At 42.1% G+C, this 25,805-nt stretch carries 22 protein-coding genes; 13 read left to right on the forward strand and 9 right to left on the reverse strand.

What is annotated here, in order from left to right:
• Window positions 1-66: 66 nt before the first annotated feature.
• Entirely contained in the window at window positions 67-477 is a 411-nt protein-coding gene (locus tag H6G14_RS20700) for a QcrA and Rieske domain-containing protein (protein WP_190569237.1), read from the reverse strand.
• Window positions 478-939: 462 nt separating this feature from the next.
• On the opposite strand from H6G14_RS20700, the gene H6G14_RS20705 reads away from it, so the two are divergent.
• The 9 genes from H6G14_RS20705 (at window position 940) to H6G14_RS20745 (ending at window position 12,286) form a co-directional block, all read left to right on the forward strand.
• Window positions 940-2,550, forward strand: coding sequence for a ferredoxin--nitrite reductase (locus H6G14_RS20705; RefSeq protein WP_190569187.1), 1,611 nt, complete (start codon window positions 940-942; stop codon window positions 2,548-2,550).
• Between the two features lie 122 nt (window positions 2,551-2,672).
• Window positions 2,673-3,995, forward strand: a complete 1,323-nt coding sequence (locus H6G14_RS20710; protein ID WP_190569188.1) for a CmpA/NrtA family ABC transporter substrate-binding protein — start codon at window positions 2,673-2,675, stop codon at window positions 3,993-3,995.
• A gap of 57 nt (window positions 3,996-4,052) precedes the next feature.
• Entirely contained in the window at window positions 4,053-4,892 is an 840-nt protein-coding gene (ntrB, locus tag H6G14_RS20715) for a nitrate ABC transporter permease (RefSeq protein ID WP_190569189.1), read from the forward strand.
• A gap of 77 nt (window positions 4,893-4,969) precedes the next feature.
• Entirely contained in the window at window positions 4,970-6,943 is a 1,974-nt protein-coding gene (locus H6G14_RS20720) for an ABC transporter ATP-binding/substrate-binding protein (RefSeq protein ID WP_190569190.1), read from the forward strand.
• 155 nt (window positions 6,944-7,098) lie between these two features.
• Window positions 7,099-7,932, forward strand: a complete 834-nt coding sequence (locus H6G14_RS20725; protein WP_190569191.1) for a nitrate ABC transporter ATP-binding protein — start codon at window positions 7,099-7,101, stop codon at window positions 7,930-7,932.
• Between the two features lie 83 nt (window positions 7,933-8,015).
• Window positions 8,016-10,235 (forward strand): molybdopterin oxidoreductase family protein, encoded by a 2,220-nt coding sequence (locus H6G14_RS20730; RefSeq protein ID WP_190569192.1) that lies wholly within the window; start codon window positions 8,016-8,018, stop codon window positions 10,233-10,235.
• Between the two features lie 263 nt (window positions 10,236-10,498).
• Window positions 10,499-10,957 (forward strand): phosphate-starvation-inducible PsiE family protein, encoded by a 459-nt coding sequence (locus H6G14_RS20735; RefSeq protein ID WP_190569240.1) that lies wholly within the window; start codon window positions 10,499-10,501, stop codon window positions 10,955-10,957.
• An 89-nt stretch (window positions 10,958-11,046) separates the two neighbouring features.
• The gene (locus tag H6G14_RS20740) at window positions 11,047-11,499 is read left to right on the forward strand and encodes a nitrate reductase associated protein (RefSeq protein ID WP_190569193.1); all 453 of its coding nucleotides are present in this window, start codon (window positions 11,047-11,049) and stop codon (window positions 11,497-11,499) included.
• A gap of 187 nt (window positions 11,500-11,686) precedes the next feature.
• Entirely contained in the window at window positions 11,687-12,286 is a 600-nt protein-coding gene (locus H6G14_RS20745; protein ID WP_190569194.1) for a DJ-1/PfpI family protein, read from the forward strand.
• Window positions 12,287-12,566: 280 nt separating this feature from the next.
• On the opposite strand, the gene H6G14_RS20750 is transcribed toward H6G14_RS20745, so the two are convergent.
• Window positions 12,567-13,118, reverse strand: a complete 552-nt coding sequence (locus H6G14_RS20750) for a ferritin-like domain-containing protein (protein WP_190569195.1) — start codon at window positions 13,116-13,118, stop codon at window positions 12,567-12,569.
• A gap of 236 nt (window positions 13,119-13,354) precedes the next feature.
• Here H6G14_RS20750 and H6G14_RS20755 point away from each other — a divergent pair, with 236 nt between their 5' ends.
• The 3 genes from H6G14_RS20755 (at window position 13,355) to H6G14_RS20765 (ending at window position 16,562) form a co-directional block, all read left to right on the forward strand.
• Complete coding sequence (locus H6G14_RS20755; protein WP_011321217.1) at window positions 13,355-14,035, forward strand: HEAT repeat domain-containing protein; 681 nt, start codon at window positions 13,355-13,357, stop codon at window positions 14,033-14,035.
• A 71-nt stretch (window positions 14,036-14,106) separates the two neighbouring features.
• Window positions 14,107-14,673 (forward strand): phycobiliprotein lyase, encoded by a 567-nt coding sequence (locus H6G14_RS20760; protein ID WP_190569196.1) that lies wholly within the window; start codon window positions 14,107-14,109, stop codon window positions 14,671-14,673.
• A 245-nt stretch (window positions 14,674-14,918) separates the two neighbouring features.
• A complete protein-coding gene (locus H6G14_RS20765; protein WP_190569197.1) occupies window positions 14,919-16,562 on the forward strand; it encodes a tetratricopeptide repeat protein in 1,644 nt (547 codons plus the stop codon).
• Window positions 16,563-16,690: 128 nt separating this feature from the next.
• Here the strand turns inward: H6G14_RS20765 and H6G14_RS20770 are convergent, their stop codons facing one another.
• The 4 genes from H6G14_RS20770 to cax form a co-directional block, all read right to left on the reverse strand.
• Window positions 16,691-18,043: a (Fe-S)-binding protein gene (locus H6G14_RS20770; protein ID WP_190569198.1), complete on the reverse strand. Its 1,353-nt coding sequence runs from the start codon at window positions 18,041-18,043 to the stop codon at window positions 16,691-16,693.
• Between the two features lie 36 nt (window positions 18,044-18,079).
• Entirely contained in the window at window positions 18,080-19,375 is a 1,296-nt protein-coding gene (locus tag H6G14_RS20775) for an FAD-binding oxidoreductase (protein WP_190569199.1), read from the reverse strand.
• A 186-nt stretch (window positions 19,376-19,561) separates the two neighbouring features.
• Window positions 19,562-20,251 (reverse strand): class I SAM-dependent methyltransferase, encoded by a 690-nt coding sequence (locus tag H6G14_RS20780; protein WP_190569200.1) that lies wholly within the window; start codon window positions 20,249-20,251, stop codon window positions 19,562-19,564.
• 106 nt (window positions 20,252-20,357) lie between these two features.
• Entirely contained in the window at window positions 20,358-21,449 is a 1,092-nt protein-coding gene (cax, locus tag H6G14_RS20785) for a calcium/proton exchanger (protein WP_190569201.1), read from the reverse strand.
• 616 nt (window positions 21,450-22,065) lie between these two features.
• Here cax and H6G14_RS20790 point away from each other — a divergent pair.
• Window positions 22,066-24,789, forward strand: a complete 2,724-nt coding sequence (locus H6G14_RS20790) for a DUF3536 domain-containing protein (RefSeq protein WP_190569202.1) — start codon at window positions 22,066-22,068, stop codon at window positions 24,787-24,789.
• Window positions 24,790-24,857: 68 nt separating this feature from the next.
• On the opposite strand, the gene H6G14_RS20795 is transcribed toward H6G14_RS20790, so the two are convergent.
• Genes H6G14_RS20795 through H6G14_RS20805 form a run of 3 tightly spaced genes read right to left on the reverse strand, consistent with a single transcriptional unit; the run spans window position 24,858 to window position 25,777 of the window.
• Entirely contained in the window at window positions 24,858-25,106 is a 249-nt protein-coding gene (locus tag H6G14_RS20795; protein WP_190569203.1) for a hypothetical protein, read from the reverse strand.
• A gap of 39 nt (window positions 25,107-25,145) precedes the next feature.
• The gene (locus H6G14_RS20800) at window positions 25,146-25,391 is read right to left on the reverse strand and encodes an HNH endonuclease (protein ID WP_190569204.1); all 246 of its coding nucleotides are present in this window, start codon (window positions 25,389-25,391) and stop codon (window positions 25,146-25,148) included.
• On the reverse strand, window positions 25,388-25,777 hold the full coding sequence (locus H6G14_RS20805) for a KGK domain-containing protein (protein ID WP_190569242.1): 390 nt from the start codon (window positions 25,775-25,777) through the stop codon (window positions 25,388-25,390). Before H6G14_RS20805 ends, H6G14_RS20800 begins: the two co-directional genes overlap by 4 nt.
• Between the last annotated feature and the right edge of the window lie 28 nt (window positions 25,778-25,805).

The raw sequence follows: 25,805 nt of genomic DNA on the forward strand, positions 1-25,805 counted from the left end.
AAAAGGGGAGCGCTGAGGGGGAAAATTGTTTTTCTTATACCTCCAGTCCCCTACATCCTGCCTACATTAAATTTGCTTGACTACAACTGAATCACCCTCAATCTTGGCGGCGTAAGTTTTGAGTGGTTTTGTTGCTGGGTCTTTCTGCACTTTACCATCAACTCCATATTCTGCGCCATGACATGGGCAGACAAATTTTTTAGCTTGGGCTTGCCATGCTACGGTACAACCTTTGTGGCTACAAGTAGGATTAACAGCAATCAGATTTGCGTCCTTCGATGTACCCACGACCAATACCGGGCCAATAGGTGAATTTTCGTTCAGTAATTGACCCGTTTTATCTAATTCGGCAACAGTCCCGATCGCTTGCGCTTCTGTAGATGTTACAGGCTGGGAAGAACAAGCAGCGATCGCTACAGGTAAGCTACTTGCTATCCAACCCAAACCTACCCAATTGATGAAATCCCGACGTTTCATAGCCACTGAAGTTATGTATTAGTTGCAAACAAAAGTCTAGCCTTGTTTTACCAATATTTTTAGCTACTCACTGGTTAAGTGTAATGCAGAAAACGCATATTCTCTATTAAATTTACGCATTAATACGAGAATTTTGTAGCTACTTATACTATTTTACATGAGATCCCAACATAACCTTAGAAGTATCGAAATCGTTACATAAACATTCACACAAACAACTTGACAAATTTAGCCAATGTAAAAGATTACAACTTCTCCCTGGTTTAGTTCTAGAGTTACCTTCAGTGAAACATCGGCGGCGTGTCAGTCATTGAAGTAGCAAACAAATCACCTGAGAACATTCTTGAGTACCAGTAATCAGACATAAATAAATATTTCGTTTTTCATTACTAGACCTCGTAGAACCAGCAAGACTACGGGCGGATTGATCTTGAGCAAATAAAAATTTATGAGAACCAGCTCATGACAGATACAGTAACTACCCCCAAAGCCAGCCTCAATAAGTTTGAGAAATTCAAAGCCGAAAAAGATGGCCTTGCCATCAAGTCAGAGATTGAAAAAATTGCCTCTTTGGGATGGGAAGCAATGGACGAAACAGATCGGGATCATCGACTCAAATGGGTGGGTGTATTTTTTCGTCCAGTCACCCCTGGCAAATTCATGATGCGGATGCGGATGCCTAATGGTATTCTCACCAGCGACCAAATGCGTGTTTTAGCCGAAGTGGTGCAACGTTACGGAGATGACGGCAACGCTGATATTACAACTAGGCAGAATATCCAACTACGAGGCATCAGAATAGAAGACTTACCGCACATATTCAATAAATTTCATGCAGTAGGTTTAACCAGTGTGCAGTCGGGGATGGACAACATCCGCAATATTACAGGCGACCCGATCGCCGGGTTGGATGCAGATGAGTTGTATGATACCCGCGAGTTAGTGCAGCAAATTCAGGATATGCTCACCAAAAAAGGAGAAGGTAATCGAGAGTTTAGTAATTTACCACGGAAATTTAATATTGCGATCGCTGGTGGACGGGATAATTCAGTCCATGCAGAAATCAACGATTTAGCCTTCGTTCCAGCATTCAAAGAAGGGATTGGAGATTGGGTATTGGGAGGTGGGGAAGAGTCTTCTATTCACCAAAAAGTATTTGGATTTAACGTGTTAGTTGGTGGCTTCTTTTCTGCCAAACGTTGTGAGGCGGCGATTCCTTTAAATGCTTGGGTAACACCTGAAGAAGTCGTAGCCTTATGTAGAGCAGTTTTAGAGGTCTATCGTGACAACGGACTTAGAGCTAATCGCCTCAAGTCTCGTCTGATGTGGCTGATTGATGAATGGGGTGTAGAAAAGTTCCGTGCAGAAGTCGAACAGCGTTTGGGTAAATCCTTACTACCCGCAGCCCCCAAAGACGAAATCGATTGGGAAAAACGCGACCACATCGGAGTCTATAAACAAAAGCAAGAGGGATTGAACTATGTAGGCTTACACATCCCTGTAGGTAGATTGTATGCCGAGGATATGTTTGAACTGGCTCGGATAGCAGATGTTTACGGTAGCGGTGAAATCCGTATGACTGTTGAACAAAACATTATTATTCCCAACATTACCGACTCGCGGTTAAGGACTTTGTTGACAGATCCTTTGCTAGAAAGATTTTCCATTGATCCGGGAGCATTGACGCGATCGCTAGTTTCCTGCACAGGCGCACAATTTTGCAACTTTGCCCTCATCGAAACCAAAAACCGCGCCCTAGAAATGATTAAAGACTTAGAAGCAGAGTTAACATTCACCCGTCCAGTCCGCATCCATTGGACAGGTTGCCCCAACTCCTGCGGACAGCCCCAAGTTGCAGACATCGGCTTAATGGGAACAAAAGCTCGTAAAAATGGCAAAGCCGTCGAAGGTGTTGACATCTATATGGGTGGCAAAGTCGGTAAAGATGCACACTTAGGTAGCTGTGTGCAAAAAGGTATCCCCTGCGAAGACTTGCACCCAGTATTAAGAGATTTACTTATTAATAATTTTGGAGCCAAACTCAGGCAGGAAGCTTTAGTTAGTAGCCAGTAGAGGCGCAGGGGGAGCAGGGGATGCAGGGGGAGCAAAGAAGAATAACTATGGACTAATGACTGTTGACTAATGACAACTGACAACTGACAACTGACAACTAACGAATTAACAACATACAAAACATGACACAAGTTTCCCGAAGAAAATTTCTTTTCTCCACAGGCGCGGCGGCTGCGGCTTCTATTTTGGCTCATGGTTGCACCTCCAATGGTTCTCAATCAGCTACCACAGGAGAGCAAGCACCTTCAGCAGCACCAGCCGCTAATGTCTCAGCAGCTAACGCACCCAAGGTAGAAACGACCAAAGCCAAGCTAGGATTTATCCCGCTTACTGATGCTGCACCCCTGATCATTGCTAAAGAGAAGGGCTTCTTTGCTAAATATGGCATGACCGATGTTGAAGTCGTCAAGCAAAAATCTTGGCCTGTCACCCGCGATAACTTAAAAATTGGCTCATCTGGTGGTGGTATTGATGGCGCACATATCCTTAGTCCCATGCCTTACCTCATGACCATCAAAGATAAAGTGCCAATGTACATTTTGGCTAGGTTAAATACTAACGGTCAGGCTATTTCTGTAGCTGAGAAATTTAAAGAACTTAATGTCAACCTAGAAAGTAAATCCCTGAAAGACGCAGCAATTAAAGCCAAAGCTGACAAGCAAGCATTGAAAATGGGTATTACCTTTCCTGGTGGTACACACGATTTGTGGATGCGCTATTGGTTAGCGGCTGGTGGTATTAATCCTGATCAAGATGTGGTTTTGGAAGCTGTACCACCACCGCAAATGGTGGCAAATATGAAAGTCAATACTGTTGATGGTTTCTGTGTAGGAGAACCTTGGAATGCTCAGTTGGTCAACCAAAAAATAGGTTATTCTGCTCTAGTTACAGGCGAATTGTGGAAAGATCATCCAGAAAAAGCCTTTAGTATGCGGCAAGATTGGGTTGAGCAAAATCCCAATGCAGCCCAGGCAATTTTGATGGCAATCTTGGAAGCACAACAATGGTGTGACAAGGCAGAAAACAAAGAAGAAATGTGTAAAATCTGCTCTGACCGCAAATACTTTAATGTTGCGGCCGCAGATATTGTCGAGAGAGCTAAAGGCAATATCGATTATGGTGATGGTCGTAAGGAGCAAAACTTTGCCTATCGGATGAAATTCTGGGCAGATAATGCTTCTTATCCCTACAAGAGTCACGATATTTGGTTTTTAACTGAAGATATTCGCTGGGGTTATTTACCAAAAGATACTAAGGTTCAAGACATAGTTAATCAAGTTAATAAAGAAGACTTGTGGAAGAAAGCAGCGAAAGCAATTGGTGTGGCTGATGCCGAAATTCCTGCTAGCAGTTCCCGTGGTGTGGAAACTTTCTTTGATGGCGTGAAATTCGACCCAGAAAAGCCAGAAGAATATTTAAATAGCTTGAAAATCAAAAAAGTTTAATTGGGCTGTCATGGCTTCTTAAAAAAATAACTAAAATGCCACGGGAGAAAGGAAAGAATGACTGCTATTTTAGGGAATCGCGCTAGGGTAAGAAAGTCTCAAAAAGCCATTAATAATTTCTTTTGGAAAAAAGTTGTACCACCATTAGTAGCATTAGGAATCTTTCTAGTTATTTGGCAACTGCTTTGTTTAAACCCTAATTTTAAATTACCAGGGCCTATAGAAACATTTTCGGAAACTTGGGATCCCTTTATTATCAATCCATTTTTTGATAATGGTGAAAGTGATAAAGGCTTAGGCTGGCAAATTCTGAGTAGTTTGGGACGAGTTGGTTTAGGTTTTTCTTTGGCAGCGATCGCTGGAATTATACTAGGCATTTTAATCGGTGTAAATCCTTTGGTTTACAACGCTGTAGACCCCATCTTTCAAGTGTTGCGGACTGTACCACCTCTAGCATGGCTACCAATTTCACTGGCAGCATTTCAGCAAGCTAATCCCTCAGCAATTTTCGTTATTTTTATCACCTCAATTTGGCCAATTTTGATTAACACTACAGTTGGTGTACAACAAATTCCCCAGGATTACATCAATGTAGCTAAGGTGTTACGGCTGAAGGGGGTAAAGTACTTTTTTAAAATTGTCTTTCCTGCCACTGTTCCCTATATATTTACGGGTTTGCGAATTGGTATTGGCTTATCTTGGTTAGCAATTGTGGCGGCGGAAATGTTGGTTGGTGGTGTGGGGATTGGTTCGTTTATTTGGGATGCTTACAACACAACTACTGAAACTAATTTGAGTGAGATTATTTTGGCACTTATCTATGTTGGTTTGGTTGGTTTGTTTTTAGATAGATTGGTGGGTTTTGTTGCTAGTAAAGTTGTGGCGGATCAGAAGTAGTTAATTGTTGACCGTTGACCGTTGACTGTTGACTGTTGACCGTTGACTAATGACCAATGACTAAGGACTAATCACTAATGCCTACTTTTGTTGAAATTGATCACGTTGATCGGATATTTGATTTACCTAATGGTGGTAGATATATCGCTCTGAAAAATATTGAGTTGAAAATTAAGCAGGGGGAGTTTGTTTCTTTAATTGGACATTCTGGTTGTGGTAAGTCTACTTTGCTCAATATTATTGCTGGGTTGGATCAAGCTAGTATTGGCGGTGTGACTTTGGAAGGGCGGGAAATTAGAGAACCTAGTCCAGATAGGATGGTAGTTTTTCAAAATTATTCCCTGCTTCCTTGGTTAACGGTGCGGGAAAATGTTGCTCTGGCTGTGGATGAGGTTTATCAAGGTAAGTCTAAGGGTACGCGTCGGGCAATTGTTGAAGAACATATTGATATGGTGGGGCTGCGCCTAGCAGCGAATAAACGTCCTAGTGAGTTATCGGGGGGGATGAAACAACGGGTAGCGATCGCCCGCGCTTTAGCTACTCGTCCCAAGTTGTTGCTGTTAGACGAACCTTTTGGGGCTTTGGATGCTTTGACAAGGGGGAGTTTGCAGGAACAGTTGATGAAAATCTGCAATGAACATCAAATTACTTGTGTGATGGTGACACATGATGTAGATGAGGCGCTGTTGTTGAGCGATCGCGTCGTTATGCTTACCAACGGCCCAGAAGCCCATATTGGACAGATTCTCGAAGTTCCTATCCCCCGTCCCCGTCAACGTTTGGAGGTTGTCAAACATCCCAGTTATTACAATCTGCGGAATGAGATCATTTACTTCCTCAACCAACAAAAGCTAGCTAAGAAACGTCAGACTCAGCAGGCTTCCGCACCACTGGGAACAGCCAAAGCCGTGGTCGAAATCGGTTTTATGCCTTTGACTGACTCTGCACCTTTAATTGTCGCCAAAGAAAAAGGCTTCTTTGCCAAATACGGCTTAGATAATGTTATCCTCAACCGAGAAACCAACTGGCAGGCGATCGCTACTGGTGTGGTAACTGGCAAATTAGATGCAGCCCAAATGGTTGCAGGAATGCCGATTGCGTTAACTTTAGGTGCTGGGAGTCAAACACCTACTCCTGTGATCAACGCCTTAAATCTTTCTCGCAACGCTAACGCCATCACCTTTAGCAAAAGACTATACAGCCAAGGCGTGAGAAGCCTAGCTGACTTAAAAGCAGTAATTGATAGTTCCCCAGACCAAATCCTTACCTTGGGAGTAGTTCATCCCGCCTCCATGCAAAACCTAATTCTGCGTTACTGGTTAGCGGCTGGCGGTATAGATCCTGATAGAGATGTTAGCTTGACGGTCATTCCTCCAACCCAAATGGTATCTCAACTCAAAGCCGGCAACATTGACGGTTACTGTGCAGGAGAACCTTGGAACTACCAAGCAGTCCACGATGATTTAGGCTTCGTTGCAGCTACAGCTTTAGAAATTTGGTCAGGACAGCCGAAAAAAGTCTTGGGAGTCAGGGAAGATTGGGCGCAAAAATACCCAGAAACTTACCTTAACCTCGTCAAAGCACTAATAGAAGCCTGCAAATATTGTGACGACCTCCGCAACCGCGAAGAAATTCTCGAAATACTCTGTCGTCCCGAATATCTAGATGTGAATCCCGCCTACGTCCGCCCTGGCTTCATCGACCCCTACGATCGCGGCGACGGTACACCACCCCAACAACTCACAGCCTACAACCAGTTTTACCTCAACAAAACCAACTATCCCAACCGCACTGAAATCCTGTGGATGATCACACAAATGGCACGTTGGGGCTTAACACCATTCCCCAAAAACTGGGTAGAAATCACCGAAAGAGTTTGCCGCACAGACATATTCGGCGCAGCAGCCCGCGACCTCGGCTTACTAGATATCGGTGAAGACGACCCCATCCACCTATTCGACGGTAAACTTTTTAACCCATCAGAACCAATCGAATACCTCAAAAGCTTAGAAATTAGACGACAAATACGTATTGAAGAAGTATTTATTTAGTCATTAGTCATTGGTCATTGGTCATTAGTCCATAGTCAACAGTCAACAGTCATCGCCCATCTCTCCTCCTTTGCGCCTTTGCGCCTACCCTGCGGGTTCCGCTTGCGGTATGCGTGAGCCAATCATAAATCAATACAACAAAGCGAAAAAATAATATGCAAATAATCAATAGAAATAATCAAACCAACCTAAAACCTCAAAAAACAGATAACTTCCTAGTCGTTGAAGGCGTAAGCAAAATTTACCCCACCCCTGAAGGCCCCTACACCGTCCTAGATGGAATTGACCTAAAAGTTCGTGAAGGTGAATTTGTTTGCTTAATCGGTCATTCCGGCTGCGGTAAATCAACCTTACTCAACATGATTTCCGGCTTCAACACCCCCAGCGAAGGCGTAGTTCTCCTACAAGACAAACCCATCACCGAACCAGGCCCAGACCGGATGATGGTCTTCCAAAATTATTGCTTACTTCCTTGGCTGAGTGTTTTTGAAAACGTTTACCTAGCCGTAGATGCAGTATTTCCCAACAAACCCCAAGCCGAAAAACGCGCCATTGTCAGAGAACATTTGGCAATGGTGGGATTGACAGAAGCCGCCGAGAAGAAGCCTAGCCAGATTTCCGGCGGGATGAAACAACGAGTAGCGATCGCTCGCGCTTTATCCATCCGCCCCCAAGTATTGATTCTCGATGAACCTTTCGGCGCATTAGACGCAATCACTAAAGAAGAATTACAAGAAGAACTACTACAAATTTGGAGTGATCATCAAGTCACCGTCCTGATGATTACCCATGATATTGATGAAGCTTTATTCCTAGCTGACAGAGTTGTGATGATGACCAACGGCCCAGCCGCCCAAATCGGCGAAATCCTCGATATCCCCTTTGATCGTCCCCGCAACCGTCGCCGCATCATGGAAGACCCCGAATATTACAACCTCAGAAATTACGCCCTAGATTTCTTATACAACCGCTTTGCTCATGAGGAGTAGTCATTGGTCATTAGTCATTAGTCATTAGTCATCAGTCATCAGTCATCAGTCAACAAACATCTTCTCCCCATCCTTCCCCAATCATGACAGAATCTACCAAAACCCTATGTCCTTATTGTGGTGTCGGCTGTGGACTAGAAGTAACACCACCCGCCCAACTCAACAAAGCCACAAATCGAGATAGCCAAGGAAATCCAATTTGGCGGGTGCGGGGTGATAAAGCCCATCCATCGAGCCAGGGGATGGTTTGTGTCAAAGGTGCAACGATCGCCGAATCTTTGGATAAAAATAGATTACATTACCCAATGGTGCGGGACTCACTCGATCAAGAGTTCCGCCGTGTCAGTTGGGATGAAGCTTTTGACCTCATCACCAAGCGTATTCAAACTGTGCGCTTTACCCAGGGGCCAGAAGCTATATGTATGTATGGTTCCGGTCAATTCCAAACTGAGGATTACTACATAGCCCAAAAACTGATGAAAGGTTGTTTGGGTAGCAATAATTTTGATGCTAACTCCCGCTTATGTATGTCCAGTGCAGTATCTGGATACATTCAAAGTTTTGGGGCTGATGGGCCTCCCTGTTGCTATGAAGATTTGGAGTTAACTGACTGTGCATTTTTAATTGGGACAAATACCGCCGAATGTCACCCAATTGTTTTTAACCGATTGGAGAAGTACCACAGAAAAAACCATCAGGTAAAAATGGTTGTGGTTGATCCTCGACGCACACCCACCGCCGAAGCTGCTGATTTACATTTAGCGATTAAACCGGGTACAGATATTGATTTGTTAAATGGGATTGCTCATTTATTGATGCGTTGGAACATGATAGATGTCGGTTTCATCGATGACTGTACCAGCAACTTTTCAGCCTACGCTGAGGTAATTCGCCACTATCCACCGGAGGTAGTAGCCCGTCAATGTGGGATCACCGTTGAAGATTTAGAAATAGCCGCCCGTTATTGGGGTGAATCGCAACGAGTGTTGTCTTTGTGGTCGATGGGTGTGAATCAATCGAGTGAAGGTACAGCCAAAGTTAGAACGATTATCAACCTACATTTAATGACCGGACAAGTCGGTAAACCAGGGGCTGGGCCTTTTTCTCTCACTGGTCAACCGAATGCAATGGGAGGACGGGAAGCAGGCGGTTTAGCTCATTTATTACCGGGTTATCGCTCGGTGAAAAATCCTCAACACCGCACAGAATTAGAAGAATTTTGGGGATTTCCACCAGGACAGATTTCACCCCATCCCGGTTTGACTGCATGGGATATGATTACTGGTTTGGAAGACTGTAACGTGGGTTTACTGTGGATTGCAGCTACTAATCCAGCTGTAAGTATGCCAGATTTGGAACGGACAAAAAAGGCGTTATTGCGATCGCCTTTCACCATCTACCAAGATGCTTACTACCCCACAGAAACTACAGCATACGCCCATGTTCTGTTACCAGCAGCCCAATGGGGTGAGAAAACTGGTATCATGACAAACTCAGAACGCCGAGTCACCCTATGTCAAGCCTTCCGCCAACCACCAAGAGAAGCCAAGCCAGATTGGGAAATTTTCGCGGAAGTAGGACGCAGATTAGGTTTTGAGGACAAGTTCGCCTTTACTAACTCAGCCCAAGTCTACGCCGAGTTTGCCCAACTGACCAAGGGTCGCCCTTGTGATATGTCTGGTATTAGCCATCAACAATTACAAGCCCAAGGCCCCACCCAATGGCCTCACTCCTCTATAAATATCGAAACACAAAAATTAACTCAACAGTCAACAGTCAACAGTCAACAGTCAAAAAGACTCTACACTGATTTACGTTTTCATACCCCTGATGGTCGCGCTCGATTTGGCGCATATTATTCTAAGGGATTAGCAGAACCACCAGACCCCGCTTATCCTTTTGTATTGACTACTGGACGATTATACGGACATTGGCACACCCAAACCCGTACTGGTCGGATAGAAAAAATTCGCTCCATGCACCCCGAACCATTTATCGAAATTCACCCTCGTGATGCGGCAAAGTTAGGTGTTACTGATAATCTGGTGGTAGAAGTGCGATCGCGTCGAGGTAGTGCTAAGTTTCCCGCTAAGGTGACAAAGGCTATTTCCCCAGGTACAGTTTTCGTCCCCATGCACTGGGGTACACTCTGGGCAGAGGAAGCGGAAGCTAACACCCTCACCCATTCAGAATCTTGCCCTGATTCACTGCAACCAGAATTAAAAGCCTGTGCAGTCCAATTAATACCAATCTCTGTAGAAATTACAGCCGAAAATTATCAACTCCAGTCATCTCAGTGGTAAGCTTCTAGATATCGGTCATCAATAATATTCTATGAATTTATCGATAGAATAAAATCAATAGTCACCATTAGTATTTACCATGTAACAACTATTTGGCTATAGACTTTATTTGGTTACTGTTACTAAAAGATAAAAGCTCTAGAACAATCAATCTTTCTCCTTCAATTATTTTTGATTGAAGAGATAACTTTTAATCCTCTAGATTAATCTAAGGGATTTTTGTTTTGGCTGATAAAAGTTTACTAAAAACTGGGGTGCAGGAAATGAAGAGATTAATTAAAAGAATTTTTGGAGTTACTAGCGATGAGAACTTCATGCACGCTATTGAAAATGTAGAAGTGCTTGTTTCTAAGGTTCTATCTATTTTTATGGTCTTAGTTATTTTAGTAGCGATCGCTGATTTAGGAATCTTTATTGTTAAAGAAGTTTTTACCGTTCCATACGGCAAAATTAATACTACGCTATTCAAAGTTTTTGGTTTATTCCTTAATATACTCATTGCTTTAGAAATTTTAGAAAATATTACAGCTTATCTAAAAAAACACGTTTTTCAGGTTGAATTAGTTATTGTTACTTCTTTAATTGCTGTTGCAAGGAAAATTATTATTCTTGATTTAGAAAAAGTTAATGGTATTGATATTATTGGCTTAGGTATAGCTGTATTAGCGCTTTCAATTAGCTATCTAATTATTCGTTCCAGTAATTCTGGTAATAGAAATTAAATATTTAATTGTATTATTATGCTGATATAGTTATAGTCTGGCGAGATTGATATATTTTGGTATTAAAATTATAGTTTCAATCGCTAATCATGACAGATTTCTTTAAATTTGAAGCAGAATTTGTTGATTCTCTACGTTGCATACCCATGCAGGTGCGCTACAAACTTGATACCTGCGGCATTAAGCTGAAATTATCTGATTGGAACCAAATGACTCAAGCCGAAAAAGAAGCTTTAGTCGCATTACCTTGCACTACAGCCGCAGAAATTCAATCTTATCAAGAATATATCCACCAGCTAATTGTAAATCGAACGGGTACACCACCAGGAAAATTACCCATTGAGTCTGAACCTGCATGGCTCGATGCTAACTTGATACCAGAAAGTATTCAGAATAAAGCTCAAGAAATAGGTGTGAAGATAACTTTAACACAATGGGTAAGTTTAACACCATTACAGCGTTTTGCTTTGATTAAACTTAGTCGTTCAGGACACGAAAACAGAAATTTTCCCAAGGCGATCGCAGAGTTTAACATAGCTTAATTAGTTATTGGTAAGCTAATGCACATCTAAATTACATAACAATTCATAAGGGCTGTTAACTGTTGACTCTGCTGCGTAAAAATTTACGAATTAAGTTGGTGTTACCGAGCCTATTTGAATAACATTTAGTTGAGTTGATGATTACTTAAATACTGATTATTTGCGACTGAAGAAAGGACATAAATATATGGCTGCTAAAAAGATTTTGCTGCTTGTTGGGGACTATGTGGAAGATTATGAAGTGATGGTTCCCTTCCAGGCTTTGCAAATGGTAGGACATACAGTCCATGCAGTTTGTCCAGATAAGCAAGCGGGTGACAAAGTGCGGACAGCAGTTCACGATTTTGAAGGAGACCAAACTTATAGTGAAAAGCCTGGTCATAACTTCACTTTAAACGCTACCTTCGCAGAAGTAAAACCAGAAGATTATGATGCTTTAGTTGTTCCTGGTGGACGCGCACCGGAATATATCCGTCTCAATCAAAAAGTGCTAGAAATAACCCGTCACTTTGCCCAAGCTAATAAGCCTATAGCTGCTATTTGTCATGGTTTACAGCTTCTAGCGGCTGCGGATGTGTTACACGGTAAGAGTTGTACTGCTTACCCTGCCTGTAGTCCAGATGTGCGGGCTGCTGGTGGTATCTACGTACAAATACCCGTGGATGAAGCAATAGTTGATGGCAATTTGGTAACAGCACCAGCTTGGCCTGCTCATCCTCGTTGGTTAGCCGAGTTTCTTAAGGTATTGGGTACTAAAGTTGAACATCCCGAAGTAGCTACGGTCTAGTCAATCCTAGATATAGGTTGTGAAAAATAAAACCCCGTTTATTCAACGGGGTAATATCTGCGGCAAGTTTGTAGTGCTGCCACTGTATGAAATTTTTAAAGCACAGCAATTATCTAAATCCATAAAGAATCATACCTTATTTGTACAAGGTATCTTTTCTATCTTTATAAAGATATAAATATCTATCAATCAGCTGAGTTTTGGGATTTGATCAAGGGAAGAAGATGTTGTAAGTATCTTTTCCCCTTGCTTTTACCTTAGTTTACTTTTGGCGATCGCACTAGCGAGACTTACTAGTCTTGGAACCGCCTGCTGACTGGGCTTCTTGAATTAACTGCGGCAGATGTTGCTCTATTTTTTGAGCTGTTTGTTCCTCTTGCTGTAAGTTTTGTCGTAACAGTTGTACGACTTGGTCTTGTCCCATCTGTTCGGCGGCTCTAATCAAACCACGGTAGCAGGCAATTTCTAACTGTTCTACCTTAGCTTGACCACCAGCCAATCCCAAGTTGAGAATTTGTTGATTCTCTGAAGCTAGGAGCATTAACTTTTGACCGTCACTGACAAGACCAGCCGCAGCATCACAAGTAACCCGCCTTGGTTGCTGTCCCAAAGCGTTGAACACCTGTTCTAGATTCCGAATTTGCTGTTCTGTTTCGCGGATGTGAGTTTCAATCAAAGACCTGAGTTGATTATTTTGGCAACACTGCAACATTGTCTGTTGGGCTTCCCAAAAGCGATGTTCCGCGTCATACATAGCACCAACTTCGTAGATGAACTTTTCTTGGAAGTTGTTGATTCTGGCAGTCCCTGGACGTTCGCTTAGTTGAACCATTGTTCTTCTCCTGAACTTCGGTTGACCCCTCTAAACTACGTTTGTCACTCAAGGCTTCTCGTCTTACCTAAGACACAACAGACGTTAAATACTGTTAATTCTCAATGCTAAGACAGATACAAAAAACTCTACGGAGGCGGAAAACACTCTACGCTTATTCATGAACCCCCGACCAAGCCACATGAGACATCAGGTAAAGTAAAGTAAAGATACATTAAGAATGCGCTGAGAATTAAATGACTGTTTCACAATTGCAGGAAATTTCTGCTCAGTTAGAAAGTCCAGATTTGCGCGATCGCATGGTAGCTCTTGCTAATTTGCGAAACATAGCTGCTGAGGATGCTGTACCTTTAATTAAAAAGGTATTGGATGACGAATCTTTGCAGCTGCGATCAATGGCAATCTTTGCTCTAGGCATCAAACAAACAGCAGAGTGTTACCCAATTTTGGTAAAGATTCTCCAAAATGACCCAGATTATGGCATTCGTGCTGATGCGGCTGGCGCATTGGGATACTTGGGTGATATTAGAGCCTTTGAAGTGCTGTCACGAGCATTTTATGAAGACACCGATTGGTTAGTCCGTTTTAGTGCAGCAGTTTCTCTTGGTAATCTCAAAGATCCACGCGCCCATCAAGTCTTGATGCAGGCGTTAGATAGCAAAGAAGGAGTCATCCAACAAGCTGCTATCTCTGCCTTAGGTGAAATACAAGACATTGAATCTGTTGATAGTATCCTGCGCTTTGCTCAATCAGATGATTGGTTAGTTAGGCAACGTTTAGCAGAATCCTTGGGTAATCTTCCCACTCCCAAAAGTGTATCAGCTTTAAAATACTTAGAAAAAGACAGCCATCCTAATGTTGCCGAAGCTGCGAGGATTGGTCTGAAAAGACTTGAGGAAATGGGTAATCAAGCTTAATATCACGTCCCATACTAGCTTTTAATAATAATAAGTGGGATTTTTAAATTAAGACTCAGGGAATTTAATTCATGAATATTGAAGAATTTTTTGAATTGAGTGCAGGTAAATGGTTTTCTCATCGCACTAGCCATCATTTAGCTTTTAAGCAATCGGAAGATGGCAAGTCTGATCTGGTAATTGAGTCACTAGCCGCAGATCATCCAGAAGTAATCAAACTGTGTGAAATGTACGAAATTCCTGCTAGTGCTGCTTCATGCGGTGCGAGGGTTAGCTGGAACGGCACAATGGAATGGGATGAAGAAAAACATACTGGATCTACAGTGTTAGCTACCGTACCAGACACAGACAATCCCAACGAAGGCAGATTACTGCGGGAAATGGGTTATGCCGAGAAAGCCCCTGTAGCTGGACGTTACAAGATGGGTGATGATGGTGCTTTAACTCTAACGACAGAGTACGAAACCATGTGGTCTGAAGAACGCTTATGGTTTGCTAGCCCTAATTTACGGATGCGCGTCAGTGTCTTAAAGCGTTTTGGTGGCTTTAGTATGGCTTCCTTTACTTCTGAGATTCGCATGGGCGGAAGTCAGGCTACAGCAAAAGCTGAGGAAACGGCTAAGTCTGCATCAAGTTAAGAATAGGCAGGGAATGGGGAGGGGTGAGGCTTGTGAAACTTCCTTCATCATGACTCCTTCTGCACCCTGCCTCACCTTTGAAAGAGCAGGGGAGGTTCTTGAGACAGAGGAAGAGGTAAACACCAAGCCAAATTGCGATGCACAAGCTCCCCGGCTCTGCTACTTTTTTAATTAACCTAGAGAATCATATAATACAAGTCAAGATAAAATAGAGTAACCTCATCAAAAAACTCGCAGAATTATAAATGGACTGGATTACGCTACTGCGATCGCTACAGTCTGATTTTATTAAAAGGTTATCATCTGGTTGTCTGCTACATTGCGAAATCGAAGGTCAATATAGTGAGTTAACAGTTATCTCTGGCGAAAGATTAAAAACTCTACGAGACTTTTGCTGGCTGATGGCTGAAAAATACAAGCGGGTTTCGCCAGTCCGCGACGTTTTTATTAGCTACCTCAAGGGGAAATTAGGTGAGGAAGTTGTTAAAGAACGTTTAGCTGATTTGATTACCGAAGTAGATTATGAAAAGCGACTTGGTGGCGATGGCAAGATAGATTTTACTTTAACTGCTAACCCTGCAATTGGCATTGAAGTTAAATCTCGTCATGGCAACATTGATAGAGTGAGATGGTCAGTTAGTGCCGAAGAAGTAGAAAAAAATGCAGTGGTAGTTTGCATTTTTATTAAAGAAGATGTTAATGAAGCACAATCTTCTTATCATCTATTATTAGCTGGCTTTTTGCCTACTCAAATGATTAAATTAAAGACAGGTAATATCTCATTTGGAATAGAGCAATTACTTTACGGTGGTGGCTTATGGTGTTATTTGGAACAGTTGCAAGCTTCCAGCAATTATCATCAGTTCCAGCAATCTCCGCCAATCTATCAATACAAACCCCAGCCAGAATTATTATCTAAGATCAATCAAACTCAATCAATCAAACCAGCTTTATTTGCAGGTATCAAAAATATTCTACCCTATAGACGAGAAGAAGCGATAAATATAGATTATATCAAACTTGGTGATGAGTGTTTTGCTCAAGGAGAATATACTGCATCTATTAAAAATTATAGCCAAGCTTTACAAGCAAGTAGTAATGATGCTGAATTATATTATAAACGAGGTTTAACTTATTATCAATTGGGTGATTATGAGGCGGCGATCGCCGATTATTCTCAAGCCATAAATTTCAATCTTCACGATGCTAAATCCTATCATAAACGTGGGTTGGCTTTATCGCAACTAGCAGCTTATGAAGCGGCAATCGATGATTATAATCAAGCAATTAGAATTAATCCTCATGCTGCTTCTGTTTATAAAAACCGAGCAGAAGCACGCTCTCATTTAGGAGATAATCAAGGAGCAATTGAAGATTATACCCAAGCAATCAAGATTAATCCCCAATATGCAGATACATATAAAAATAGAGGTATATCTCGTTATTTCTTAGCAACACAATTAGGATTTACGCAAGCAATTAAGATTAATCCCAATGATGCTAATGCTTACAAAAATCGTGGTAATGCCCGTGCTGATATTGGTGATTATGCAGGAGCGATTGAAGATTATAATCAGGCAGTGCAAATTAATCCCAAGGCGGCTGATGCTTATTATAACCGTGGTAACGCCCGTTATGATTTAGGGGATGAAGAAGGAGCGATCGCTGATTATACTCAAGCAATCCAAATTAATCCCAGCTATGCTGATGCTTATTATAACCGTGGTAATGTGCGTGCAGGCATAAAAGATAAACAAGGAGCGATCGCCGACTTTCAAAAAGCGGCAGATATATATCGTAAAGAAGGTAAATTAGCAGAACTCAAAGATACAACAGAAAGAATTGTGGAATTGGAAATAGAAGAATCCATTGATATTTTAAATTTTTAAATTCAAAATCTCAGCCAGTAAAATGAGTGATAAGCTAATGCGCGTCTAAATTGCATAACTACTAACAAGCTGTTAACTGTTAACAGTCAACGGTTAACAGTCAACAGCTATATCAGTTACCCATTAAATTACGTTAACTTAATTCCCCTGATTGAATAATCTAACAATTCCATTGGGTGCATAACACCCATTTTCTTACCTTGCAATTCTAAATGTTTAGTAATTTGCAAAGCACAGCCAGGATTAGGAGAAGCAATCAATTCAGCACCAGTATTCAATAAATTTGTGACTTTTTGCTTGCCTAATTCTTCAGCAACTTCCGGTTGCAACATATTATAAACACCAGCACTACCACAACATAAAGCTGCATCTAATGGTTCTTTAATCTGCACCCCTGGTATTTGTTTCAATATCTGACGAGGTTGCACACTAATTTTTTGTCCATGTAATAAATGACAAGCATCTTGATAAACCAAATTCAAAGGTTTATCTTTCAATGGTGAAAGTTTAGCGGTTAATCCCACAGTGGCTAAAAACTCTTGTGCATCTTTAACTTTAGCAGCGAAATTTTTGGCTTTCTCTCGATATTCTGGGTCATCTTCCAATATATGACCATATTCTTTTAAAGTATGACCGCACCCAGCCGCATTGATAATCACATAATCAACATCAGTATCAGCAAAGCTATCAATCATCTGTTTAGCTAAAGCTTTAGCTTGTTCTGTTTGTCCTTGGTGTTCGGGAAGTGCTGCACAACAACCTTGAGATTTAGGAATCACCACTTCACAGCCATTCGCTGTTAAAACGCGTACTGTCGCCTCATTAACTGGAGAGAAAAATAACCTTTGTACGCATCCTAAAATTACGCCGACCCGATAGCGTTTCTTACCCTGTGCAGGAATGATCGTAGGTAGATTATCTTGAAAAGTTTTGATAGTAATTTTTGGCAGAATTGATTCCATTGCTGCCAATCTTGGAGAGATTTTTTTGAGTAATCCTGTAGCACGAATAACTTGGGAAATTCCCGTCTTTTGATAAAAGAATAGAGGTATTAATAAAATGCGTAAAATATCTGGGTTAGGAAATAAAGAAAATATTAATTGACGTACTAATTGATCAGATAAAGTCCGAGGATAATTGCGTTCTACTTGATGGCGAGTTGCAGAAATTAACTTGTCATACTGTACACCAGAGGGACAGGTTGACACACAAGCAAGACAACCTAAACAAGAGTCGAAATGCTCTACTGTAGCTGTATTCAGAGCAATTTCCCCCTCATTGATGGCATCCATTAAATAGATGCGTCCTCTAGGAGAATCCATTTCCTTCCCAATCACCCGATAACTAGGACAAGTGGAAAGGCAAAAACCACAATGTACACAACTATCAATTAATTTTGGATCTGGTGGATGGCTAGCATCAAATCCTTTTAAATTCTTTATACTGGCGGTATTATTGGTAGAATCTTCTGAAACCTGCATCTTCTTCTGTTCCCCTGTATATCTTTGGTGAGTAGCTTAAATCCCACCTACAAACCGACCTGGACTTAAGATATTCTTACTATCAAACTGTTCTTTAATGCGTCGCATCAATGGTAAAGCATTGCCAGTGTATCCCCATACATCTATTTGTTGTTTTACTGGTACAGGCGCTTGTAGAACTGTTAAAAAACCCTGGTGAGATTGGCAAAGCGATCGCACTGGCAAAACTTGATTTTTATCCTCAACTTGTAACACACCTAAACCGCTACCAATGTGAATTAAACCAATTTTTACTTGATGTAAAATATCCACAGCAGCATTGGGCAATACTCCTATTTTGCAGGTAATTGCAGATTCTGTGACAGGAGAATGTATTTGTTCTTGCAATCTCTCCCATAGATGACTTTCATTTGCACCAGAAACAACTACTCCTGTTAAACCTAATTTTTCCCCTACTTCTAACAACCGATTTGATTGTTCCTGCACACTTTCACTAATACTTTGAAAACGGGCAATTAATCCTAGACCCTGTCCTAATTCTAGACTAGATACTAATTGAGTAGAAATTAAATCAGCTTGGGTTGGAGTTAATGCTGAACCGCGCAAGGTTGTAGCTGCTTGAGATATTGCTTCTGCTGCACCAGTCAATACTACCGTTCCCGATGTTTCCTGAATTGGATACACGCGAAAAGTGACTTGAGTAATAATTCCTAATGTACCGTATGAGCCAGTAAATAACTTCATCAAGTCATAACCAGCGACGTTTTTGACCACCCGTCCCCCAGCTTTGGCAATTTGACCATCAGCACGTACAAAGGTGATACCTAAAAGCTGGTCACGCACACTACCATAACGTTGTCGGAGAGAGTTGGTATCAGCTGTGGCGACAATACCCCCAATAGTGGCTGATGCTGGTGTGGAGGGGTCAAGGGCGAGAAATTGCCTAGCATCTGCCAAAATCTTCTGGAGATGGGAAAATTTCATTCCCGCTTCGACGGTGACAGTCAAATCACCAACGGCGTGTTCAATGAGTTGATTGAGGCGTTCTGTACTCACTACCACATCAACATCTTTTGCTAAACCACCCCAACGAAGTTTACTCCCACAACCACAGGGGAGAACGCGCCAGTTATGAGTGTAAGCTGTGGCGATAACTGCGGCTAGTTGCTCTTGGTTTTGTGGATAGACAACACAACTGGGGAGATTTCCACCAGCTATTGCTTGACTAAGTTGGAGATTGTTTTCCTGGTAAACGGTGTTTTCTTCACCTACGATAGATGCAAAAGTCGTAGCGTAGATGCTTGGTGGCTTGTCGTTAGACATCACGGTCATTCAGTTTATTTTTGAGTCCCTACATCCCATTCTCTGTGATGATGACACAAAATAGCCCACAGCAGTTACCAAAGGCGCGGCTGATGTGTGCTGTTGGATAAAACTAATTTGCAATTCGCAATTCGCAATTGCCTGCGGTAAGGCTAACGCCAATGCAATTCGCAATAAAGATACATAAGCATATTGCTAAGACTGCATATGACATCTGCGATATTCAATTCGCACTTGCTTAACGTCAACTTGTTCAGACTCTAAAAATACAAGTTGTTCTATTGGTTGTAATCCCAAATTTTCCAATTGTTTGAGTTCCGATTCAGATAATGGCCAAGGCGGGCCGGAGGGTTCAGCTTCCGTTTCCCGCACACGATTAATTAATAAAAGTGTCCCATCAGGAGCAACGACGGAGGCAACTGAGGTGATAACTTCAGCACGGACATTTAATGGTAAAGCTTGAATATTACGACATTCAAAAACAAAGTCAAAGGCAAGATGCCATTGTGGTGGGATCGCTAATAAATCGGCAACTATGTAGTTAACATTTGAGTTGGGGAATCTTTCACCACACCAAGCGATCGCTGTAGGCGAAATATCAAAGGCAGTTACCGCAAATCCCAGCTTGGCTAAAGCTTCTGCATCATCTCCCAAACCACAACCAATTACAAGGGCTTTTTGTCCAGATGGGAATGGTTGATGATTTGTCAACCAATCTTGTAGATAAGGGTGAGGGGTTAATTTCGCCCAAGGAATTTGTGTTGTATCTCCTTGTGCTTCAGCATATACAACTTCAAACCATGCTAATGGTTCTGATTTTTGTATGGCTTCGTTAGCTAAATGTTGAATATGAAACCGTAAATTTTCTTTTTGTTGTTCTAGCATAAAAACTGACGCGGTTTTCTATTATTTTCCAGATAAAAAGCGATCGCTCTCTATTCACTAGTAACAGATCAGAGCGATCGCCCTTAAACTTATCTTGGCAGAAACGCTACCCCAGTCCGCCGACATCTGGGTGAAAGTAAAAAGCGAATCCTAGTACTGTATAGGCGGCTAAAAGTAATGTGCCTTCTAACCAATTGGACTTACCATCAGAACTGATGCTGTTGGCAATGAGTACAGATACGACTACAGCCACTAGTTCAAAGGGTTGGAAATCCAAGTCCATTGGCTGACCTAGTATCCAGCCAGCAATGACTAACACCGGGGCTACAAATAAGGCAATCTGCATACTGGAACCCACCGCCACGGAAACGGAAAGATCCATTTTATCTTTCATGGCGACGGTGACGGCTGTGGCGTGTTCGGCGGCGTTACCCACGATGGGAACGAGTATCACCCCGGTAAATAATGCTGTTAAACCTAGTTGGGAAGTGGCGACTTCCAACGCATCAACTAGCAATTCCGATTCCACCGCTACCAGTAGAGTACAGACTAGCAGCACACCAGACCATAAGAAAATATTTGGCTTCGGGTGAGGATTTTCCTCTGTTTCTATTTCCGCAACACCCACATCATATAAATAGGCGTGGGTTTTCATGGAAAATATCAGCGTCAGGATGTAAACCAAAATTAGCACTACAGCCACCGCTACAGATAAATATTGTAGGGTTTCTTCCCCAATTCCCTGGGCGGTATAGTTCATTGCTGTGGGGAGCAAAATGGCAATGACTGCTAAATTCATCGCGGAGGCGTTGACCCTGGCCACAATCGGCTGAAAGGTTTGTTCTTTGTGGCGTAGTCCACCCAACAGCATGGAAAGACCCATTACCAGCAATAAGTTACCGATAATTGAGCCAGTGATGCTGGCTTTGACAACATTCACTAGCCCAGCGTTTAAGGCCACTAGGGCGATGATTAATTCTGTGGCGTTACCAAAGGTGGCATTTAACAAGCCTCCTAAGGTCGGCCCGACAACTACAGCGATTTCTTCAGTTGCTGCACCCATCCAGGCAGCTAAGGGCAGAATTGCCAAGCCTGCTGTGACGAAAACAATCAGGTCTCCCCACTCTAAATAGTGTGCTGCCAAGGACACCGGGATAAATAGCAATAGGACGAGAAAAACAATATTTTTGACTGACATTTGTTACTTTTAGTTGAGTGATTACTCACAGTTGTCTGTGATAAATCAAAATGTATAAAGAGTTGACAATCAGACTCTAGGATACTCTCAACCGTGAAAAAAATAGCTCAGAAATTATACTGTTCATGCCTGAGAATGAGATTTGTAACTAATAATTGCAATTTATAAAGCATTCGCAATCTTTCGTTGCAAAACTATTAGATGGAGGCGCAATTTTACACCCGAAATTCGGTTTAATATATTAAAAGACAATTAAATTTTTCGATTGGCATTGCCAAGGAAAAAATTCTGAACGAAATACCCAGTTGCACAAACAATCCGACAGGTTGATCCCACAACCCAGATATAGGAACTAATTACCAATCAAAATCTAAAATTCAAAATCTAAAATGGTACAAGGCGTTGTTAAATTGCTGATATTTTTGTTACCTTGATCAAACAGCTTGACGATAACGCAGATTTATTACCATAGTGAGACAGTTTTTTTCAGAATTAAGCTGTATCCTGTATCCATTAGTTTTCTCTGTGCCGGATTTTGGGTGCAAATCGTTGTAGAAGGATTTGACTCAAGCATCTCCGGCATACGTATAAGTTTTTTGAGTTGGAATAAATATACATGACCTCTGCTGAAATGCCGGCTAACCCTGGCTCAATATCAACATCTCATATAACCAACAAAGATACGCACCACAGCGATCCCCGGAATCAAGCTGTAGGCGTGTATGTGACGGTGCATGGTCACTTTTACCAGCCACCGCGCGAAAACCCTTATCTAGACGCGATTGAACGCCAACCCAGCGCTGCGCCCTTCCACGATTGGAATGAGCGCATCCACTGGGAATGTTACCGTCCTAATGCTTTTGCTAGGGTGTTGAATGACCAAGGCGAAGTGACGGGGATCGTCAATAATTACGAATATATGAGCTTTAACATCGGCCCGACGCTGATGTCATGGCTGGAACGGTATGATGTCGAGGTTTATCAACGGATTTTGGAGGCGGACGCAAAAAGTTGCCAACGTCTGCAAGGTCATGGGAATGCGATCGCGCAAGTATATAATCACATCATCATGCCTTTGGCGAACGAACGGGATAAACGCACCCAAATTCGCTGGGGTAAAGAAGACTTCCGCACCCGCTTTGGCCGTGATCCCGAAGGAATGTGGTTGGCAGAAACAGCCGTAGATTACGCAACCTTAGAAGCTTTAGTGGCTGAAGGCATTCGGTTTATTGTCTTAGCACCATCCCAAGCGCAAAGATGTCGTCCTTTCCCCACAGTCAATGATCCCCAACCAGAATGGCATGAAGTGGGCGGGAGTCAGATTGATCCCACCCGTCCTTATCGTTGCTATTTGAAATCTAGACTCACCACTAAATCCTCTGTTTTAAGTTCCGTTAGGGATAGCGCAATTGCAGACACCAATCCTCAATCTCTGCAAGATTTACCTTATATAGATATCTTCTTCTACGATGGCCCCATATCACGGGACATGGGTTTTAGTGATGTTGTCTATAACTCTCACCACTTTGCCGGACGGATTGGTTCAGCAGTGCGCGGGGATCATCGGCAATCACAACTGATTTCTGTTGGTACAGATGGAGAAACCTTCGGACACCATAAAAAAGGCACAGAAAAAACTCTCGCCTATGCCTTTATCAAAGAGTTTCCCAACCAAGGTTGGACTGTAACCAACTTTGCCCATTACCTGAGCTTATGTTCTCCTACCTGGGAAGTAGAAATCAAGCCAGTAACAGCTTGGAGTTGCGCCCACGGTGTAGATAGATGGCAAGATGATTGTGGTTGCGGTGGAGAAGGTGGTATTTGGCATCAAAAATGGCGGCGGCCGTTGCGGAATGCTTTAAATTGGCTGCGGGATCAGTTAGTTGAGGTGTTTGAGGAATATGGTAATCAATTGTTCCGTGATCCCTGGCAAGCACGAGACGAGTATATTCAAGTTATCCGCGATCGCTCTCCTGCCAATATTAGCCGTTTTCTCTCCCGTCATCAAACCCACAAACTCACCGCCGCCGAACAAGTAGACGCTTTGCGCTTATTAGAAATGCAGCGTCACACTTTATTCATGTTCACCAGTTGCGGTTGGTTTTTTGAAGAACTTTCTCGCCCCGAAGGAACCCAGATTCTGCGTTACGCCGCCCGCGCTTTGGAACTGGGGGGAGATGTGGCTGGTGTGCAGTTGGAAAAAGGCTTCCTCAAACGTTTGGGTTTAGCACCTAGTAATGTAGATTCTTTTAAACACGGTGGAGAAGTTTACCGCCAACTGGTACAAACAGCCCAGATTAGTTTTAAACAAGTAGCCGCCCATTACGCCATTTCTTCCCTGTTCAACAATCACAAACAGGTAGAAACCCTGCATACTAAGCCTCTACCTGGGACAAAACAACCCCATCCTCACCAAAAACGGGTTTATTGCTACACCGTCAATGAGGTAGATTACCAACTGCAACGCATGGGATCATTAACCCTAGCAGTTGGTAACTTAAAACTCGTGTCGGAAATTACCTGGGAAAGCGAAAATTTAGTCTTTGCTGTCCTGCATTTAGGCGGTTGGGATTTCCACTGCTGCATTCAACTATTTACCGGACGACGTGATTACAGCCAATTGAAAGAGAAGCTGTTTACATCACTGCAACAGGCTAGCGCCGCCCAAACTATTTTGGCGATGACCCAAGTATTTGGTGATGAAACCTTCAACTTGCAAAATCTGTTTGCGGAAGAACGTCATCGGATCATGCGCTTATTGAGTCAAGAAACCCTGACAAGGTTAGACCAGTTATATACTCAGGCATACCGAGATAATTATGGTGTGTTGATGGCATTTCACCGTGATGAACTAGCCGTACCGCAAGAATTACAAGTGGCGGCGGAGATTGCCTTGGGTTATCGCTGTATGACAACATTGCGATCGCTAGACCAAGATATTACAGAACCCCAACTGAGTTGGAATCACATAGTAGAATTAGAGGCGATCGTCACTGAAGCTAAACATCTGCGTTGCCAATTGAATATTCCTGAAGGTAAGCAGATGCTAGAACAGCTGATTCTGCGCTTGCTTTGGAGATTACTGCATGATACTAATGGCAGTTTTGCTATAGAAATGCAATGCTTAGAACGGCTAATTAACGTCAGCTATCAGCTAAATATTGGCATTTCATTACATCAATCCCAAGAACTGTACTTTAGTTGTCTGCAAAATCAAATACTACCTTTGTGTTTGACTACTCTTTCTGATAAAGAAGAAACGAGTCAATGTCTACAATTGCTGAAATTGGGACAGAAATTAGCAGTTGATGTTAGTGCAATTCTGAACCAATTCAAGTAGTAAGATGGGTTAACCAAAGATACCCGACTTCTTAAAGAAGTCGGGTATCTTAAGCTGGGTATCTTCAACTAATTCACCTTTGGGCGCTCTTCGCAATGGTAAGGATAAAGCCATTCACACTTAAATAGTCCGCCAGATTTTTGCTCAAAAAATGTCCCAGCGTGACGACTCTTGGATATATTTATGCCTGCCTTTGTTTTAATTTCATATAACCAAGGGAAAGCTGCTACTAAAGCGGCGATAATAGCAAAAGAATAAAAAATTTTGGTTTTAAAGTTGTAGAATTTACGGGAGTTGCTGTTACGGTTTAGAGGCATAATTCTATAACTGACAGTTCATCCAAGCTCCATGTTAGCTCAAATTCCAAAATGTCGCCGGAAGCGTGCATCCAGTTGATCAGTCTTGCGTCGGTTGCACTCAAAACATAAAGTATGTAAGTTACTCATATCATTTTGACCACCACGAGCCAAAGGAATAATATGGTCAATAGTTAAGTCAGTTTCTAAACCCGTTTTACCACAACTTTGACATTGCAATTTATCTCTTTGAAATACATATTGCCTAACTTCTGGTGGTATACGAATCCGGGGAATTTTACTCATAATGTTTCCTCATTTATCATCCGACGTAAATCATCAAGAGGAGATTCTGATTCATGAGTTGGAGGTTCATCAGGCATAGATTCTAGAGTTACTTTGATTCTTAAGCGTCCCTTTTGCCAACCTTTGGTAGCAGGCTTTAACACTTCACAATCTACACCTTCATCAAACCATTTATGAGTATATCTATAAAATTTGTTGCCAACTAAATAACCACCGGGGTCGATGGATATTCCATAGGAATTTAACAAAATATATAATTCTTCTGATAATTTACTGCGGAAGGCTTTTTTGATTGCTTCCTGAATATGAAAAATTTTAAATACCTTATCTTTAACAGATAAAGCATCATCATGACTACAATTACTGAGGTCAAAATTTTCTTCCATCACAGAATTGGTAATAAATTTAGTTAAT

Origin of the sequence: Nostoc parmelioides FACHB-3921, from assembly GCF_014696625.1 — a bacterium.
Classification (GTDB): domain Bacteria; phylum Cyanobacteriota; class Cyanobacteriia; order Cyanobacteriales; family Nostocaceae; genus Trichormus; species Trichormus parmelioides.

Bases quoted from the DNA above. Each gene is read 5' to 3' on its own strand.
- H6G14_RS20700 (WP_190569237.1), bottom strand. From the start codon at position 477: ATGAAACGTCGGGATTTCATCAATTGGGTAGGTTTGGGTTGGATAGCA.
- H6G14_RS20705 (WP_190569187.1), top strand. From the start codon at position 940: ATGACAGATACAGTAACTACCCCCAAAGCCAGCCTCAATAAGTTTGAG.
- H6G14_RS20710 (WP_190569188.1), top strand. From the start codon at position 2,673: ATGACACAAGTTTCCCGAAGAAAATTTCTTTTCTCCACAGGCGCGGCG.
- ntrB (WP_190569189.1), top strand. From the start codon at position 4,053: ATGACTGCTATTTTAGGGAATCGCGCTAGGGTAAGAAAGTCTCAAAAA.
- H6G14_RS20720 (WP_190569190.1), top strand. From the start codon at position 4,970: ATGCCTACTTTTGTTGAAATTGATCACGTTGATCGGATATTTGATTTA.
- H6G14_RS20725 (WP_190569191.1), top strand. From the start codon at position 7,099: ATGCAAATAATCAATAGAAATAATCAAACCAACCTAAAACCTCAAAAA.
- H6G14_RS20730 (WP_190569192.1), top strand. From the start codon at position 8,016: ATGACAGAATCTACCAAAACCCTATGTCCTTATTGTGGTGTCGGCTGT.
- H6G14_RS20735 (WP_190569240.1), top strand. From the start codon at position 10,499: ATGAAGAGATTAATTAAAAGAATTTTTGGAGTTACTAGCGATGAGAAC.
- H6G14_RS20740 (WP_190569193.1), top strand. From the start codon at position 11,047: ATGACAGATTTCTTTAAATTTGAAGCAGAATTTGTTGATTCTCTACGT.
- H6G14_RS20745 (WP_190569194.1), top strand. From the start codon at position 11,687: ATGGCTGCTAAAAAGATTTTGCTGCTTGTTGGGGACTATGTGGAAGAT.
- H6G14_RS20750 (WP_190569195.1), bottom strand. From the start codon at position 13,118: ATGGTTCAACTAAGCGAACGTCCAGGGACTGCCAGAATCAACAACTTC.
- H6G14_RS20755 (WP_011321217.1), top strand. From the start codon at position 13,355: ATGACTGTTTCACAATTGCAGGAAATTTCTGCTCAGTTAGAAAGTCCA.
- H6G14_RS20760 (WP_190569196.1), top strand. From the start codon at position 14,107: ATGAATATTGAAGAATTTTTTGAATTGAGTGCAGGTAAATGGTTTTCT.
- H6G14_RS20765 (WP_190569197.1), top strand. From the start codon at position 14,919: ATGGACTGGATTACGCTACTGCGATCGCTACAGTCTGATTTTATTAAA.
- H6G14_RS20770 (WP_190569198.1), bottom strand. From the start codon at position 18,043: ATGCAGGTTTCAGAAGATTCTACCAATAATACCGCCAGTATAAAGAAT.
- H6G14_RS20775 (WP_190569199.1), bottom strand. From the start codon at position 19,375: ATGACCGTGATGTCTAACGACAAGCCACCAAGCATCTACGCTACGACT.
- H6G14_RS20780 (WP_190569200.1), bottom strand. From the start codon at position 20,251: ATGCTAGAACAACAAAAAGAAAATTTACGGTTTCATATTCAACATTTA.
- cax (WP_190569201.1), bottom strand. From the start codon at position 21,449: ATGTCAGTCAAAAATATTGTTTTTCTCGTCCTATTGCTATTTATCCCG.
- H6G14_RS20790 (WP_190569202.1), top strand. From the start codon at position 22,066: ATGACCTCTGCTGAAATGCCGGCTAACCCTGGCTCAATATCAACATCT.
- H6G14_RS20795 (WP_190569203.1), bottom strand. From the start codon at position 25,106: ATGCCTCTAAACCGTAACAGCAACTCCCGTAAATTCTACAACTTTAAA.
- H6G14_RS20800 (WP_190569204.1), bottom strand. From the start codon at position 25,391: ATGAGTAAAATTCCCCGGATTCGTATACCACCAGAAGTTAGGCAATAT.
- H6G14_RS20805 (WP_190569242.1), bottom strand. From the start codon at position 25,777: ATGGAAGAAAATTTTGACCTCAGTAATTGTAGTCATGATGATGCTTTA.